The following is a 15,143-nucleotide window of genomic DNA, read 5'->3' on the forward strand; positions in this document are numbered from 1 at the left end:
AGGGGCCTCGGCAGTCGGTAAACTGAGGTAAAGACCCTTTCCGCCTGCCCTTGAACTCCTCCCAGCCGATCATCCTTGGTATATCGGGCGCCTCCGGGATGCTCTACGCCGTGCGCGCCCTACACGTTCTGCTCAGCCTGGATTACCGCGTCGAGGTGGTGGCCTCCAAAGCGGCCTATCAGGTGTGGCAAGGGGAGCAAGGGGTGCCGTTGCCGGCAGATCCCCAGCGGCAGGCCCAGTTTTGGCGGCAGCAGGCCGAAAGCGAGGGCGGATCCTTGGTCTGCCACCGCTGGCAAGATGTGGGGGCAACCATTGCCAGCGGCTCCTACCGCACGCAGGGGATGTTGGTGATCCCATGCAGCATGGGCACGGTAGCCAAGTTGGCCGCTGGGCTGAGCTCTGACCTGCTGGAGCGGGCGGCTGACGTGCAGCTCAAAGAAGGCCGCCGCCTAGTCATCGTGCCGCGGGAAACCCCCTTCAGCCTCATTCACCTGCGCAACCTGACCATCCTGGCAGAGGCAGGGGCGCGCATCGTCCCGGCCATTCCGGCCTGGTACCACCAGCCGCGTACCCTCTTGGACTTGGTGGACTTTGTGGTGGTGAAGGCCCTGGATCAGTTTGGCATCGACAGCGACCTCATCCAGCGCTGGCAGGGGATGCGTCAGCGTCAGATCCTCAAGCTGCCCCCCGAGGACTAAAGGGATCCCTTGGCCCTCATCCCTAGCCGCTTTCCCAACCGGAGAGGGAGGTTCCCACCTAGCGCGATCATTCATCCATACATAAGGTTTCACCGCTAGCAGGGAGGGCACTGCTGAACCTGGGCAGGGGAACTGGCTGGACTAGCCAGCCGCGGGATTCTTGCGAAGGTGGGTGGACAAGTTAGGGCAAGTCTCCAGGCTAGCTGCCCACTCACTAATGAGGGTGTTGACCCAGTGGGGCAGCTCGTCGTGAGCGCAGTGGCCCACCCCTGGCAGCTTCACCAACGTAAGAGCCGGCTGCCAGCGCTTAAACTGATCCGCCAAAAAGCTGGGCACCGCCGGATCTTCCTGGCCCCAGAGGAGGAGAATGGGCATCTTGAGCGTGGGCAACAGGCGCTTGGGACTGTCGAAGCGGCGGCAGAGAATGGCCCTCAGGCTATCCAAAAACACGTGGGCTGCCCCCGGCTCAAAGGCCGGCCTCTGGAAGATCTGCACCAGCTCCTCGTCCACCTGCTCGTCCCGCTTGTAGACATTTTTGATCCAGGCCCGCAGCACCTCGGTTTGTCGCAGCCAGTTAAACAAATGAGGATAGGTGAGCGGGCAGCCCAAAACAGCCAGGATCCCTTCGCAAAGGGCCTGCACCAACACATCCCAAGGAGGGGACAATTCTTCGGGGTGAGGCCCATCGGCACAACTGATCAAGCACAAACCCTTCACCATCTGGGGATAGCGGGCAGCCACAATCACCCCCACCAGGCCCCCAATGGAATGGCCTACCAGGAGGCTGGGCTGCTGGATGTGGGTTCGCCAAAACTCGTACACCTGCTCGACCCACAGATCGACGCTGTAGGCGATCTCCGGCTTGGCACTCTCGCCAAATCCCAGCAGGTCGAGAGCATAGACGGAGCGCTGGGATCCCAGAGGAACAATGTTGTGGCGCCAATGGCCCACCGAGGCCCCAAAGCCATGGATCAAGATGGCCGGAGCCGCCGTCAAGTTCACCTGGCCGCTGGCGGTTTGGGCGCGACTGGGGGTGTAGGTGAAATGAATAGGCCAGCCGCGCCAGAGCCAGGTTTGGGAATGACCATAGCGAGGAAGCCCTGAGACGGGATCCCTGCTGCCGACCGAAGAGGGGGGCGTCGCAGGGGAGGGGAAACCTGCCCCGCCGACAGCAGCAGAGGGAGAAGAAGAAGGAGGGTTATGTTCAGGCAAGGGAGGATTGACACTCCCACCGCCTAAAGGCGGGGGATTCTTACGCAGTCCACAAAAGAACCCATAACGGCGTTGTCAAAGCGCCTCTAGACAGTTCCTTAAGGCAAAGCCCTAAGGTTCTGCTTACTTCTCGCTCCAGAGGATTTGTTGCTGCTCGGGTTTTTCACCGTAGTTAGCGTTTTCCCCTGGTCTGGCTAGGATTATAGCAGTTAGCAACTAAAGTCGCTAGCGGGCTTTTCCGCCCCGCACTAAAGTGCGGGGCTACCAAGCTATCCTTTTGTATGTGACAACAGCAGGCCCACCTCCATCAGGATAGACCGATCTTAGCGGTTGCTGGAGGGCGTCTAGAGTGGACTGGAGGGGCGTTTCTCTCAGATAACCCTCTTGAGCGGCTTTTTCTGGACATTCCCCACCCCTTTTTCCAAACAAAACCGCTTGCGTCAACAGGATGGAGAAAACCCTCCTGCCAGATGTGGCTCTGCCTACCGATCCCATGATGGATGAAACAGCTTGGATAGACCCCATTACAGCGGCCAGCTTCCGCCAGATTGACCAAGAGATCGGCCCCCACCCCTGGCAAGGGATCCCCTATGAGATCGTGCGCCGCGCCATCCACGCCACCGCTGACTTCGAGCTGCGGGATCGCTTTGTGTTCAGCCCCACGGCAGTTGAGGCGGGACTGGCGGCCCTGCGGCAACGGCGGCCGCTGGTGGTGGATGTGCGGATGGTGGCCGCCGGGATCCAAGCTGGCCTCGCGGCGCAGGGGATCCCGCTCCATTGCGCTTTGGACTGGGCAGAAGAGCCTCTTGAAGCCGGGCAAACGCGCACGGCCCAGGGGATGGTCAAGGTAGCCCGGCGCTACCCGGAAGCGATCTTTGTCGTCGGCAACGCGCCCACGGCGCTGCTGGCGCTGGTGGAAGAGATGCGGGCCCAGCGGATCCGGCCCAGCCTGGTGATCGGGGTGCCAGTGGGCTTTGTGGCAGTGGAAGAGGCCAAACGGGCGCTAGCGCAAACGGATGTCCCCCAGATTCGGGTGGAGGGCCGCAAAGGCGGATCCCCGGTGGCCGCTGCCATCGTCAATGCCCTACTGCTGGCCGCCCGCCGGGATCCCATCCCCAACTGACTAGAATTGGAACGACATCTTCAGACCTTTCCCATGACCCCCGAACAAGAGGAGTGGCTGATCCGCAACCTTCAGCTTCAACAAGAACAGCTTCAAGAGATCCGAGCCGAACAGCAGAGAGCTGCCGAGCGGTTTGAGGCCCAGATGACGGAGATGCGGCAGGCCTTTGCAGCCCAAATTGCCGAGATCCGAGCCGAGCAGCAGCGGGCCGCCGAGCGTTTCTCCGCCGAGATCGCCGAGATCCGAACTGAGCAGCAGCGGGCTGCCGAGCGCTTTGAGGCTCAGATGACGGAGATGCGGCAGGCCTTTGCAGCCCAAATTGCCGAGATCCGAGCCGAGCAGCAGCGGGCCGCCGAGCGTTTCTCCGCCGAGATCGCCGAGATCCGAACTGAGCAGCAGCGGGCTGCCGAGCGCTTTGAGGCTCAGATGACGGAGATGCGGCAGGCCTTTGCAGCCCAAATTGCCGAGATCCGGGCCGAGCAGCAGCGGGCCGCCGAGCGTTTCTCTGCCGAGATCGCCGAGATCCGAACTGAGCAGCAGCGGGCTGCCGAGCGCTTTGAGGTCCAGATGGCCGCAATGCGAGCCGAGCGGCAGGCCATCGAAGCCCAGCTCCAGACCGAAATCCAGGAGATCCGGACGCTGATTCAGCACAACCAGGAGCGGATTCGCCAGAACGAAGAGCGGGGAGATGAGCTGGAGAGGGCCATCCAGGAATCCCGCCGCGATATGCAGGCCGGCTTTGCCGAGCTGAGGGAGGCGCAAGCCCTGATGATGGAGCAATTCCGGGAGCGGGATGGCCGCCTGATCGAGGCTCATCTGGGCTTTATTCGGGAAATGCGGGAGATGCAGCGGGAAGTGGCGGAGTTGCGCCTGGATTTTCTCAACCACATGCGCCAGTACCACCCGCCTGTCGAACGCTAGATGGCTACGACAACATCTGGCCGATCACCTCAGCTTGCGGTTATAGGGGTAGCAGCAGATGGCTCGGTGGCCTCTTGGGCGATTCCCCCCCTCTCCCAAGCGCAAACCTTGGCCGGGCCCTCCAGCTTGCTGCAGCACTTTGCTGACCATCCGGCCCGCCAGATCCGGCTTACTGGACCAGTGGAAAGTTGGATCCCGCTTTTGCAAAAGGAGCTGGCGCAGGGATCCCTGGTTTTGTTGGCCAGCGGGGATCCGCTGTTTTTTGGGATTGGGCGCCTGTTAACGCAGTACTTCCCGGCGGAGCAACTGGCCTTTTATCCCCAAGTCAGCTCAGTGCAGTTGGCCCTCAACCGCCTGCAGATCCCCTGGCAGGAGGCCACCATCCTCAGCCTGCACGGGCGGGGGGTGGAGCGGTTGCAAGACGCCCTTAGGCAGGGATCCCCTCTTATTGTGGCCCTGACCGATCCGGAGCACACCCCGGCGGCGGTGGCCCAGTTTATCGCCGACCTGCGGCTGCCGGTGCGCTACCAGGGCTGGGTGTGCAGCCAACTGGGATCCCCCCACGAGCAGATCCTGCCCCTGCAAGAAGGGGAGAAATCTGCCTTCCCCAGCCCCAACTTGGTGGTGTTGCGGCGCGTTGAGCCGGAACCGGATCCCCGCCGCTGGCCTTTGGTGGGGATCCCGGACGACCAGTTCCACACCTTTCCCGACCAGCCCGGCCTGATCACCAAGCAGCCCATCCGACTGCTCACGCTGGGGGCGCTGCAACTGCCGCGGCAGGGAGTGGTGTGGGATATCGGGGCCGGCACCGGTTCCGTAGCCGTGGAGATCGCCCGCCTCTCCCCCCAGCTCCAGGTCTATGCCATCGAGCGCAACGCCACAGGCATTTGTCTTATCCGGCGCAACCGCCAACGCTTCGATCTGGAAAACCTGCACGTGATCCCGGGGACAGCGCCCCGGGTGCTGGCCGACCTGCCGGATCCGGAGCGGGTGTTGCTGGGGGGAGGCGGCAAAGGGATCCGCGATCTGCTGCCGGCGGTGGCGGCCCGCCTGCGGCCTGAGGGGATCTTGGTGGCTAACTTCGCCACCCTGGAAACCTGCAGCGAAGCTCTGCAATGGCTGCGCTCGCGGAGCTGGCAGGTGCGGGTGGAACACATCCAGATCTCCCGTTCCACGGCCTTGGCCGAGGGCACCCGCTTTTCCCCGCTCAACCCCGTTTACCTGCTGCAAGGGATCCCTTCAAATTTGAGGTTGCAGTAACGGCCTCGTCGCCCTGCCCCCAGCTGGGGGCAATTTACCCCTCGTCCTCCTCATCGGTGGTGAAGCTCGGTCGGTACAGGTAGGAGGGGCGGTTGGTCTTCTTAATTTGATCCTTGATGGACTCCAGGTCGATGTAGCGATCCGCCAAGTTAATTAGCTGGTCGCTGGTCATCGAGCGCAGGCTAACTACCTCCACCCGCGCCCCTTGGTAGCTGACGGCATTGACTGCATAGGCCAGATCCCCATCGCCGCTCACCAGCACCGCCGTCTCGTACCAGCGCACCAGCGACAACATGTCCACAGCGATTTCCACATCTAGATTGGCCCGCTTGGAGCCATCGGGCAGTTGGGTCAGCTCTTTGGTAACCACACGGTAGCCGTTGCGGCGCATCCAGAGCAAAAACCCCTGCTGCTTTTCGTTGTTGCGATCGACGCCGGTGTAGAAAAAGGAGCGCAGGAGGGGAGAACGGCCGGTCAGCGTCTTCAGCAGGCGGGTGTAGTCGATCTCAATGCCCATCTGTAGGGCGGCATAGAAGAGGTTGGATCCGTCGATAAAGATGGCCACGCGCCCACGGTCGTCCTGGAAGGGATCCGGGGGCTGAAAGCCGGGCTCAGGATCAAGACGCAACATTCGGGCTTTCTTCTCCAAGTTTTGGCAAAGGGATAGAAAAAGATAAAGTATTAAAAGCTATAGGAACAAGGCGTCGGCAAAAAAGGCCCTGGCTGGAGAGATACGTCATTTACCCTAGCGCAGGAAGCTCCCTCCACCCGGAAGACTTCCAAAATCCTAAAGAAAAATACTCACCGGAGGACGCTTGCAGATGCCCGCCCAAGAGGGGCCGCCCCCTTACTGTTTTTCCACCCCCTTGCGCAGGGGGGTGTTGCGCAGCCGCTACCGGCGCTTCTTTGCCGAGGTGGAGCTGGAAAATGGGCAACCGGTAACCGCTCACTGCCCCAACACCGGGCCGATGACGGGGGTTTGCCAGGTGGGAGCGCCTGTGTACCTCTCCTATCACCCCGATCCCAAGCGCAAATTGGCCTACACCTGGGAGATGATCCAGGTGGAAGGGGTGTGGGTGGGGATCAACACCGGCCTGCCCAATCGCCTGGTGGAATGGGGGCTGGCACGAGGGTGGTTTCCCCAATTGGCGGAGTTCTCCCGCTGGCAACGGGAAGTGACTTGCGGCAGGAGCAAAATCGACTTCCTGCTGATGGGAGACTCTGGCTTGGCCTACCTAGAGGTTAAAAATACCACTTGGGCCGTGGGATCCCGCGCCCTGTTTCCCGATACGGTGACGACTCGCGGCCAAAAGCACCTGGAAGATCTCATCGAGATCCGCCGGCAAGGGCAGCGGGCTCTGCTGCTGTATTGGATCAACCGCGCCGATTGCACCGAGTTTGCCCCCGGCGAAGAACGGGATCCCCGCTATGCCCATCTGTTTCGCCAGGCGCTGCAGGCTGGGGTTGAGGTGCTGCCCTACCGGATCGCGGTCTCGCCACAGGGGATCCGTCCGCTGGGTTTGGCCAAAATAGTGGCCTGAGCGTCGTCTTGGAAACCTGCTGCCATGCAAGTGGCCACCTGGAACGTCAACTCCATTCGCACCCGGCTGCCCCAGGTTTTGGCTTGGCTGGACAAGCAGGGATCCCTGGATGTGCTCTGCCTGCAGGAGACCAAGGTGGTGGATGCGGAGTTTCCCCGTGCCCCCTTTGAGGAGCGGGGCTTCCATGTGGAGGTGTACGGGCAGAAAGCCTACAACGGCGTTGCCCTCATCAGCCGGGAGGTGCCGGAAAAGGTGGAGCGGGGCTTTGCTGCCCTGCTGCCGGCAGCCGCAGAGCTGGATGAGCAAAAGCGGCTTATTGGCGGCCTCTACCGCGGCATCCGCATCCTCAACCTCTACGTGCCCAATGGCGAGGCGGTGGGATCTGACAAGTACGCCTACAAGTTGCGCTGGCTGGCCTGCCTGAAAGACTACCTCCAGGTGGCCCTCGACCAAGGGCAGCCTATTCTGCTCTGTGGCGACTTCAACATCGCCCCGGAAGATCGGGATATCTACGATCCCGGCAAAGCCGGAGAAATCATGGCCTCTGAGCCGGAGCGGCAGGCCCTGCAGAAGATCCTGGCTTTGGGCTTTGAGGATGCCTTTCGCAAGTTTAACCCGGACCCTGGACATTTTAGCTGGTGGGACTACCGCGGGGGTGGATTCCAGAAGAATCGGGGCTGGCGCATTGACCACCTCTACCTTTCCCCCTTGCTTCAGGACAAAGCTACGGCTTGCTGGATCGACGTCGAGCCGCGGCGGGCAGAAAAGCCCAGCGACCATGCCCCTGTGGTTGTGGAGCTGGCAGTCTAAAACCCTAAGCCGCTCCCTTGAGACAACAGCGGCTATCTACGCTAGGCTGGTAGACGTTAACGAATGTATCGGGCTGCCGCCATGGCGCTCTTTGGTTTCGGCAAACTGAGCAAGAAACTGACCCTGCCTACCCCGGAGGAGGCTTTGCCGGGCCGCTCCGAGCCAATGGCAATCGTTAACCGGCACTACGTCAAGGGCACGCCCCTGAAGCCCCCTTTTCCCGAGGGGATGGAGCTAGCCATGTTTGGCATGGGCTGCTTCTGGGGAGCGGAGCGCAGGTTTTGGCAGTTGCCTGGGGTGTTCACCACTGCAGTGGGCTATGCGGGCGGGTATACTCCCAACCCCACCTATGAAGAGGTCTGCACTGGCTTGACTGGCCACAACGAGGTGGTGCGGGTGGTTTACGATCCCAGCCAGATTAGCTACCTCCAGCTCTTGAAAGTCTTTTGGGAAAACCACGATCCCACCCAGGGGATGCGCCAGGGCAATGATGTGGGCACTCAGTATCGCTCCGGCATCTACGTCTATTCCCAGACCCAGCGGGAGCTGGCGGAAAAAACCCGCGACCTCTACCAGCAAGTCCTGAGCGCCCACGGCTGCGGCCCCATCACCACTGAGATCCTGGAGGCTCCAGAGTTCTACTACGCCGAAGACTACCACCAGCAGTACCTCGCCAAAAACCCGCGCGGCTACTGCGGCCTGGGGGGAACTGGGGTACCGCTGCCGGAGCTCCTCACCCCCGACCTTTCTCCCTAGAGAGAGAGGGAACCTAAAAGATGCGGCGGGAAGGGGATCCCCGCTCCAGCAGCTCCCTGGCCACTAGGGTCACCACCGCCAGCAAAGAAAGCACCACCGCGGCTGCATAGGCTGATCCTGTGGCATAGCTGCGATAGGCATCTTCCACAAACAGAGGCAGGGTTTGGGTGCGCCCAACGATGTTGCCCGAGACCACCGCCACAGCGCCAAACTCCCCCATGGCGCGGGCATTGGTGAGGATGACTCCATACAAGAGGCCCCAGCGGATGTTGGGCAGGGTAATCCGCCAGAAGACCTGCCAGGAATTGGCCCCCAGAGTTTTGGCGGCTTCTTCTTCCTCGGTGCCGGCCTCTTCCAACACCGGCAATACTTCCCGCACCACAAAGGGCAAGGTGATGAAAGCCGTGGCCAGCACAATGCCTGGAAACGCAAAAATGACCCGCAGGTTCCAGGATCCCAGCCAACCTTGACGGCCAAAGATCAGCACCAGCATCAGGCCGGCTACTACCGGCGAAATGGAAAAGGGCAGGTCAATGAGGCTAAGCAGCAAGGCCCGCCCTGGAAAGCGGCGGCGTGCTAGCGCTATGGCAGCGCAGAGGCCAAAAAGAGTATTGAGAGGCACGACAACCAGGGCAGTTAGCAAAGTCAAGCGGGCTGCGCTGAGAAACTCTCGCTCCCCCAGGTGCTGAAAAAAACTGGGGATCCCTTCCCGCAACGCCTGGTAGAAGACATTCACCAGGGGGATCCCGATGAGCAGCCCCACATAGAGCAAGACGATCCCAATCAGCAGGCCAGCCAGCCAAGGGTTGGCGGGTGGCTTCCCTTGAACCTCGGCAACTCCCTTAGGTCTCATGGCGACTTGCCCAGCCTTGCAGAAGGTTAATCACCGCCAGCAAAAGGAAGGAGATCACCAGCATCACCGTCCCAATCACCGTGGCGCCGGCGTAGTCGTACTGTTCCAGTCTTTGGATGACCAGCACCGCCGCAATCAAATCCTCGAAGGGGATGCTGGCGGCAATAATGACGATGGAGCCATACTCACCGACAGCGCGAGAAAACCCCAGCGCCACCCCCGTTAGGATAGACGGCAGAATTTGCGGCAGTACCACTCGGCAAAAGGTCTGCCAGCGGGAGGCGCCCAAGCTCCAGGCAGCTTCCTCCACATCCGGTTCCAGTTCCTGCAGCACCGGCTGCACGGTCCGCACCACAAAGGGAAAAGAGATAAACAGCATTGCTACCCCCACCCCCCAGCGGGTAAAGGCAATGCGGATTCCCAAGGGAGCCAGCAGGGATCCTATCCAGCCGTTGCTGCTGTAGACGGTCGCCAGGGTGAGGCCGGCCACAGCCGTGGGCAGGGCAAAGGGCAGATCAATCAACCCCTCGAGGAGCTTTTTCCCAGGGAAGGCGTAGCGCACCAACACCCAGGCGGTCAGAGTGCCCATCACACCGTTCACTAAGGCCGCCAGCAAGGCGGTTACAAAAGTAACCTCATAGGCAGAGAGGGCCAGGGGATCGGTGGCAATCCGCCAAAACTCTGCCCAGCCCAAGGTGCTGGCCTTGGCAACCAAGGCAGCTAGTGGCAAGACCAACATCAGGAAGAGATAGCCCAGGGTCAGCCACCAGGGCCAAGACACTGGAAACACCGCCTGCAGCAAGGTTCCCTAAGCTCCCACCGCCATGGCTGTCATTTCCGTTTTCTTGATGGGGAAGGCTTTGATTACCCTGGGGCGCACGTAAACCTGCTGCCCTATGTGCAGGGGCTGGCTGGCGTATTGCTCGCGGCTAAGGTGGGCCCAAAGGGATCCGCCATCGCTCAAGACCAGCTCCGCCTGGATCTCCCGCCCTAGGTGGATGATCTCTTTGACCCAAGCCGAGACACCGCTGCTGGTGGGGCTGAGCTCAATTTGGACATCATGGGGGCGCAAGAAAAGCCGATGCGGGCCGGCCTGCGCTTCAGGGAGCTGGCAGGATAATACGGAGCGGGGCGAGAGCTCGTTGACCGGGCCAATAAAGCTCATGACAAAGGGAGTGGCCGGATGATCGTAGATCTCGGCAGGGGATCCCACCTGTTCGATCCGCCCCTGGTTCATGACCACAATTTGGTCGGCCACCTCCATAGCCTCTTCTTGGTCGTGGGTAACCAGGACGGTGGTGACATGCACCTCGTCGTGTAGGCGCCGCAGCCACTGGCGCAGCTCCTTGCGCACTCTGGCATCCAGCGCCCCGAAGGGCTCATCCAAAAGCAACACCTGCGGCTCCACCGCCAGAGCACGGGCCAGGGCCACCCGCTGCCGCTGCCCCCCCGAAAGCTGGGAGGGGTAGTGATCCCCAAACCCCGACAGTTGCACCAGCTCCAGCAGCTCGTCCACCCGTGCCCGAATTTCAGCTCTTGGCAGCCTGCGGATCTCCAGGCCAAAGGCAATGTTCTGCCGCACCGTCATGTGCTTAAACAGGGCGTAGTGCTGGAAGACAAAGCCGACGTTGCGCTCCTGGACGCTGGCGTGGGTGGCATCCCGCCCGGTGAGGAAAATCCGCCCCGTGTCTGGCTTCTCCAGGCCGGCAATCAGGCGCAGCAGGGTAGATTTGCCAGAACCCGACGGCCCCAACAAAGCCACTAGGGATCCCGTGGGGATGGTGAGATCGGTAGGGTAGAGCGCCTGAAACTCGCCGAAGCGCTTCGATACCCCTGCAATGGTGATGCCCATAGGCTCTGCCTAGCTAGTGGTTTGCCTGAGAAGTTGCTGGATTGGTTGCCGGCTGAGTTTCTCAAAAGGTTGAGGGAAGTTAAACGCCCACCTAATCTACGGTAAACCTGTCAACAAACCGTTGATACAGCTCCCAGAATAACTTGAATGGGAATCCAAAACAAGGGAGCCTCCCTACAACTCGGCTTGAATGCGGTCAAACAAAGCTCCATCGGCAAAGAAGCGGTTTTGGATTGTCTCCCAGCCGCCTAGGTCGGCAACGGTTACCAGTTTCTCAACAGGAGGGTAACGCCAGGCAAACTCTTGCGCCACCGTGGGCTCCACTGGCCGAAAACCCACCTTGGCAAAGGCCCGCTGCGCCTCGGGCGTAAAGAGATAGTCCACAAAGGCTTCGGCCACGGCGCGGGTGCCCTTGCGGTCTACGTTGGCATCCACCACCGCTACCGGGTTGTCGATGGAAATGTTGGGATCCGGCACCACGTAGGGCAAGGGCTGGCCGCGCAAGCCCGCCAGGATCACCTCATGTTCGTAGGTGAGCAGGGCATCCCCCTGCCCTTTTTGGAAAAAGACATCCGTAGCCTCCCGCGAGTCCCGCGGCAGGACGCGGACGTTTTTGTAGACCTGAGTAGTGAAGGCTAGGGCCTGCGGCTCAGGGACAGCGCTCCAGAGGGCCAAAAAGTTCCAGCGGGCACCCCCGGAGGTTTTGGGGTTGGCGGTAATCACCTGCAGGCCGGGCCGAGCCAGATCCAGCCAAGAGCGGATACCACGGGGGTTGCCCTGTCGCGTGACGATGGCCGCCACCGAGCGGGTGACGATCCCCTGGTTGGGGGTGCGGCTTTCCCAGCCTGGCCGAATCAGGCCGGCAGCCACAATGCGCTCCACATCCAGGCCTAGGGCCAGGGCCACCACATCGGCATCCAGCCCCTCGATGACCGCCCGCGCCTGCGTTGCCGAGCCGGCGTAGCTGCTTTCCACCCGCACCCGTTGTCCGGTCTGGGCCAGCCAATGGGCCTCAAAGGCAGGGATGATCTGGCGGTAGGCATCGCGGGTCACCGCAAAAGAAGCCAGAAGAATCCTCACTTCCCCGTGGGATCCCACCCCACAGCCACCTAGCCCCAGCAGAAGGAATCCCACCGCCAGCCACCGCCCCGCTCTCCCCCACCAGGCCACCGCGACGGGTGAAGGGATCCCCAATGGCTTCCCCGCTGCCCCTTCCATCTTCACCGCCATCCCCAAAAACTTCTCCACTTCTCCGTCCCTCACCCCCAACCCCTCTCCCAAAAGGCGAGGGGAGGTTGGAGGCTAAGGAACTATTCTACGGTAATCCAGTCGGCAAACCGTTTTTAGACCAGGGATCCCTAGGCGGGGCAGGGGGTGGGGGGGCGCCGCGTCGGCAGCGAGATCCAGCGTGGCATTGAGGAGGCCGGGATCCTCCGGGGAGGGGAGCAACTGGAACCCTAGCCGCTTGCACAGGCGGCGCATGCCCTCGTTTTCGCTGAGCACCTCGCCGGCCAGACGCCGGATTCCTTCGCAGCGGGCCACCTGAATCAGGCGGGTCAGCAGCTCCGTGCCGATCCCCTGCCGTTGATAGGGATCCGCCACCAGCAGGGCAAACTCCGCCTCTTCGGGGAGGCCGTGTCTTTTGGAGAGGCGGCTGATGCCGAGGATTGTGGCTTCTGGCTCCTGTTTTTCCGCCACCAGGGCGATCTCGCGGTCGTAGTCGTTGAAGCAGATGCGGATTAAGCGCTCGTGGGCGATGCGGGCGCTGTATTTGATGGGGTGGAAGTAGCGCAGGTAGATGCTGTAGTCGGAGACGTGGCGATGAAACTGGATTACCAGCGGCTCGTCTTCAGGGCGGATGGGGCGGATGGTGATGCCGTCCCGGAAGCTCCAGATGTACTGGGTGGGATAGGGGCGGATGGCCAACGGCACGGGTGGTTCTTGCTCCGCGCGCAAAATGACGCGGGCATCCAAAGCCAGCAGGCCCTCGCTGGAAGCCAGCAGCGGATTGATGTCGATCTCTTTAATCTCCCGCTGCTCGGCCACCAGTTGGCTGAAGCGCACCAAAAGCTGCTCCAGGGCCTCCAGATCCACGGCTCGGCGTCCCCGCACCCCCTTGAGGGCCTTGTAGATGAGGGTATTCTCCATCAAGCGCCGCGCCAAGGTAGTGTTGAGGGGGGGAAGGCCGATGGAGCGATCTTGAAACACCTCCACCAGTTGGCCGCCGCTGCCAAAGAGCAACACCGGCCCAAACTGGGGATCCTCGCTGCTGCCCAGGATCAGCTCGTAGCCGTTGGTGGGAACCATGGGCTGCACCGTCACCCCTTGAAAGTGCTGGGATCCGGCTTTTTCGGCAACATTAGTCTGGATCTGCTGGTAGGCCCGCCGCACGGCTTCGGCATCGGGCAGGTTGAGCTGCACGCCGCCTACGTCGCTTTTGTGGGTGAGGGTGTGGGAGTAAAGCTTCAGCACCACCGGGTAGCCTATGGCCTCAGCAGCTTCCACCGCCGCTTCCGAACTTGCTGCCACCCGCGTGGGCACCACCGGGATCCCGTAGGCGGCTAGGATCTCCTTGGACTCGACCTCGGTTAAGAGCGTGCGACCTTGCTGCCGGGCTTGGCTGAGGATTTGGTGCACCCTATCCCGCTCGACCGCTCTTGCAGGGGGCAAAGTGGGAGTTTCGTAGAGGGCCTTGAGGTTGTCGCTAAAGCGCCACAAGTAGCTAAACACCCGCGCCGCCTGGTCGGGGTAGCGGTAGGTGGGGATCCCGGCCTGGTTGAGGATCTGCTCGCCGGCATCCACCAGGGCTCCCCCCATCCAACTGGCCAGGATGGGTTGGCGAGATCCGCTGCGCCGCCAGGTCTCCACCACCTTGGCGGCCGTGGCGGTGGGATCTGTCATCGCCTGGGGGGTGAGGATCACCAGACAGCCCTGGCTGCCGGGATCCCGCAGCACGATCTCCAGCGCCTGGGCAAAGCGCTCCGGCCCGGCATCGCCCAAAACGTCGATGGGGTTGCCGTGGCTCCAGTGGGGCGGCAGGATCTGGCTGAGCTGCTCCAGCGTCTCCGGGGCAAGAGAGGCCAGGGATCCGCCGGCGCGAATGAGGGCGTCGGTGGCCAGCACCCCTGGCCCGCCGGCATTGGTGAGGATGCTGAGGTGGGGCCCTTGCGGACGGGGCTGTTTGGCCAGCACCTCTGCCATGTCGAAGAGATCTTCAATGTGATCCACCCGCAGCACGCCGCAGCGGCGGAAGGCCGCATCCAAAACCGCGTCGCTGCCGGTGAGGGATCCCGTGTGGGAGGCCGCCGCCTGGGCCGCCGCCTGGGTGCGCCCCGCCTTGATGACGATGATGGGCTTGCTCAGCGCCACCTCGCGGGCCGCCGACAAAAACGACCGCGCATCCCCGACGGATTCCATGTAGAGGACGATGCTGTGGGTATGGGGATCCTGGCCCAGGTAGTCGATGAGATCCCCCCAGCCCACATCCAGCATCGATCCCAGGGAGATAAAGGCGCTAAAGCCGACATTTTCCTGCAGGCTCCAGTCTAGGATCGAGGTGCAGAGGGCCCCGCTTTGGCTGATAAAGCCCACGTTGCCGGGCCGGGCCATCTGGGCCGCAAAGGTGGCATTTAGGCCCGTGTGGGGGTTTTGGATCCCCAGGCAGTTGGGGCCAATCAGGCGCAGCTTGCCGCGGGCAGCCTCTTGGATGGCCTTTTCCAGCTCCAGCCCCTCGGGGCCGATTTCCTTAAAGCCCGCCGAGAGGACAATAGCTCCCTTGACGCCGGCCTCGACGCATTCTTGAATAACCGCCGGCACCCCGGCTGCCGGGATGGCGATGATGGCCAGATCCACCGGCTCCGGCAAAGCAGACAGCCGCTCATAGGCCCGGATGCCCAACACCTGGTGCCGCTTGGGGTTGACCGGGTAGACCGTGCCCCCAAACGGGTGGCTGATCAGGTTCCACAAGACCGTGCGCCCAACACTGCCCTCCCGCTCTGTTGCCCCCACCACCGCCACCGAGCGGGGCAGAAAAATGGGATCTAAGGGGTGGGATCTGGCCTTCCAGATGTCGAGGCTGGGGTCAGGGCGGCGCCGCATGGGCTTACTCCTCAATGTC

Annotated in this window: 14 protein-coding genes; 7 read left to right on the top strand and 7 right to left on the bottom strand. The window is 62.1% G+C overall.

The features are described from left to right. The first annotated feature begins 50 nt into the window (after nucleotides 1-50). Nucleotides 51-698: a flavin prenyltransferase UbiX gene (locus CYA_RS02150; RefSeq protein WP_011429365.1), complete on the top strand. Its 648-nt coding sequence runs from the start codon at nucleotides 51-53 to the stop codon at nucleotides 696-698. Between the two features lie 141 nt (nucleotides 699-839). Here CYA_RS02150 and CYA_RS02155 read toward each other — a convergent pair whose 3' ends face one another. Next, nucleotides 840-1,910 (bottom strand): alpha/beta fold hydrolase, encoded by a 1,071-nt coding sequence (locus tag CYA_RS02155; RefSeq protein ID WP_011429366.1) that lies wholly within the window; start codon nucleotides 1,908-1,910, stop codon nucleotides 840-842. Between the two features lie 493 nt (nucleotides 1,911-2,403). On the opposite strand from CYA_RS02155, the gene CYA_RS02160 reads away from it, so the two are divergent. From CYA_RS02160 to CYA_RS02170, 3 genes are read left to right on the top strand one after another with little or no spacing between them, the layout of a single operon-like run. After that, nucleotides 2,404-3,033, top strand: a complete 630-nt coding sequence (locus CYA_RS02160) for a cobalt-precorrin-8X methylmutase (protein WP_011429368.1) — start codon at nucleotides 2,404-2,406, stop codon at nucleotides 3,031-3,033. A gap of 33 nt (nucleotides 3,034-3,066) precedes the next feature. After that, a complete protein-coding gene (locus CYA_RS02165) occupies nucleotides 3,067-3,954 on the top strand; it encodes a hypothetical protein (RefSeq protein WP_228375411.1) in 888 nt (295 codons plus the stop codon). After that, nucleotides 3,955-5,214 carry a bifunctional cobalt-precorrin-7 (C(5))-methyltransferase/cobalt-precorrin-6B (C(15))-methyltransferase gene (locus CYA_RS02170; RefSeq protein ID WP_011429370.1) on the top strand — a complete coding sequence of 420 codons (1,260 nt, stop codon included), beginning with the start codon at nucleotides 3,955-3,957 and terminating at the stop codon, nucleotides 5,212-5,214. 34 nt (nucleotides 5,215-5,248) lie between these two features. On the opposite strand, the gene CYA_RS02175 is transcribed toward CYA_RS02170, so the two are convergent. Beyond that, entirely contained in the window at nucleotides 5,249-5,845 is a 597-nt protein-coding gene (locus tag CYA_RS02175) for an NYN domain-containing protein (protein WP_011429371.1), read from the bottom strand. A 190-nt stretch (nucleotides 5,846-6,035) separates the two neighbouring features. Between CYA_RS02175 and sfsA the strand changes: the two genes are divergently transcribed. From sfsA to msrA, 3 genes are all read left to right on the top strand, one after another. Next, a complete protein-coding gene (gene sfsA / locus CYA_RS02180) occupies nucleotides 6,036-6,755 on the top strand; it encodes a DNA/RNA nuclease SfsA (RefSeq protein WP_011429372.1) in 720 nt (239 codons plus the stop codon). A gap of 24 nt (nucleotides 6,756-6,779) precedes the next feature. Continuing rightward, nucleotides 6,780-7,565 carry an exodeoxyribonuclease III gene (gene xth / locus CYA_RS02185; RefSeq protein ID WP_011429373.1) on the top strand — a complete coding sequence of 262 codons (786 nt, stop codon included), beginning with the start codon at nucleotides 6,780-6,782 and terminating at the stop codon, nucleotides 7,563-7,565. Nucleotides 7,566-7,646: 81 nt separating this feature from the next. Next, entirely contained in the window at nucleotides 7,647-8,321 is a 675-nt protein-coding gene (gene msrA, locus CYA_RS02190) for a peptide-methionine (S)-S-oxide reductase MsrA (protein WP_011429374.1), read from the top strand. A 13-nt stretch (nucleotides 8,322-8,334) separates the two neighbouring features. On the opposite strand, the gene cysW is transcribed toward msrA, so the two are convergent. The 5 genes from cysW to CYA_RS02215 all read right to left on the bottom strand — a co-directional run bounded on the left by cysW (nucleotide 8,335) and on the right by CYA_RS02215 (nucleotide 15,124). After that, nucleotides 8,335-9,174: a sulfate ABC transporter permease subunit CysW gene (gene cysW, locus CYA_RS02195; protein WP_011429375.1), complete on the bottom strand. Its 840-nt coding sequence runs from the start codon at nucleotides 9,172-9,174 to the stop codon at nucleotides 8,335-8,337. Further along, nucleotides 9,164-9,976, bottom strand: coding sequence for a sulfate ABC transporter permease subunit CysT (gene cysT, locus CYA_RS02200; RefSeq protein WP_011429376.1), 813 nt, complete (start codon nucleotides 9,974-9,976; stop codon nucleotides 9,164-9,166). The genes cysW and cysT overlap by 11 nt, the downstream gene beginning before the upstream one ends. A 6-nt stretch (nucleotides 9,977-9,982) precedes the next feature. Beyond that, complete coding sequence (locus tag CYA_RS02205) at nucleotides 9,983-11,026, bottom strand: sulfate/molybdate ABC transporter ATP-binding protein (RefSeq protein ID WP_011429377.1); 1,044 nt, start codon at nucleotides 11,024-11,026, stop codon at nucleotides 9,983-9,985. 174 nt (nucleotides 11,027-11,200) lie between these two features. Next, nucleotides 11,201-12,289: a sulfate ABC transporter substrate-binding protein gene (locus CYA_RS02210; protein WP_228375412.1), complete on the bottom strand. Its 1,089-nt coding sequence runs from the start codon at nucleotides 12,287-12,289 to the stop codon at nucleotides 11,201-11,203. A 39-nt stretch (nucleotides 12,290-12,328) separates the two neighbouring features. After that, nucleotides 12,329-15,124 carry a bifunctional acetate--CoA ligase family protein/GNAT family N-acetyltransferase gene (locus CYA_RS02215; protein ID WP_011429379.1) on the bottom strand — a complete coding sequence of 932 codons (2,796 nt, stop codon included), beginning with the start codon at nucleotides 15,122-15,124 and terminating at the stop codon, nucleotides 12,329-12,331. Between the last annotated feature and the right edge of the window lie 19 nt (nucleotides 15,125-15,143).

Source organism: Synechococcus sp. JA-3-3Ab (genome assembly GCF_000013205.1).
In the GTDB taxonomy this organism is placed as follows: Bacteria; Cyanobacteriota; Cyanobacteriia; order Thermostichales; family Thermostichaceae; genus Thermostichus.

Coding starts and splice junctions, on each gene's coding strand:
- xth (WP_011429373.1), top strand. CDS start 6,780: ATGCAAGTGGCCACCTGGAACGTCAACTCCATTCGCACCCGGCTGCCC.
- CYA_RS02175 (WP_011429371.1), bottom strand. CDS start 5,845: ATGTTGCGTCTTGATCCTGAGCCCGGCTTTCAGCCCCCGGATCCCTTC.
- msrA (WP_011429374.1), top strand. CDS start 7,647: ATGGCGCTCTTTGGTTTCGGCAAACTGAGCAAGAAACTGACCCTGCCT.
- sfsA (WP_011429372.1), top strand. CDS start 6,036: ATGCCCGCCCAAGAGGGGCCGCCCCCTTACTGTTTTTCCACCCCCTTG.
- CYA_RS02205 (WP_011429377.1), bottom strand. CDS start 11,026: ATGGGCATCACCATTGCAGGGGTATCGAAGCGCTTCGGCGAGTTTCAG.
- CYA_RS02160 (WP_011429368.1), top strand. CDS start 2,404: ATGATGGATGAAACAGCTTGGATAGACCCCATTACAGCGGCCAGCTTC.
- cysW (WP_011429375.1), bottom strand. CDS start 9,174: ATGAGACCTAAGGGAGTTGCCGAGGTTCAAGGGAAGCCACCCGCCAAC.
- CYA_RS02170 (WP_011429370.1), top strand. CDS start 3,955: ATGGCTACGACAACATCTGGCCGATCACCTCAGCTTGCGGTTATAGGG.
- CYA_RS02215 (WP_011429379.1), bottom strand. CDS start 15,124: ATGCGGCGCCGCCCTGACCCCAGCCTCGACATCTGGAAGGCCAGATCC.
- CYA_RS02165 (WP_228375411.1), top strand. CDS start 3,067: ATGACCCCCGAACAAGAGGAGTGGCTGATCCGCAACCTTCAGCTTCAA.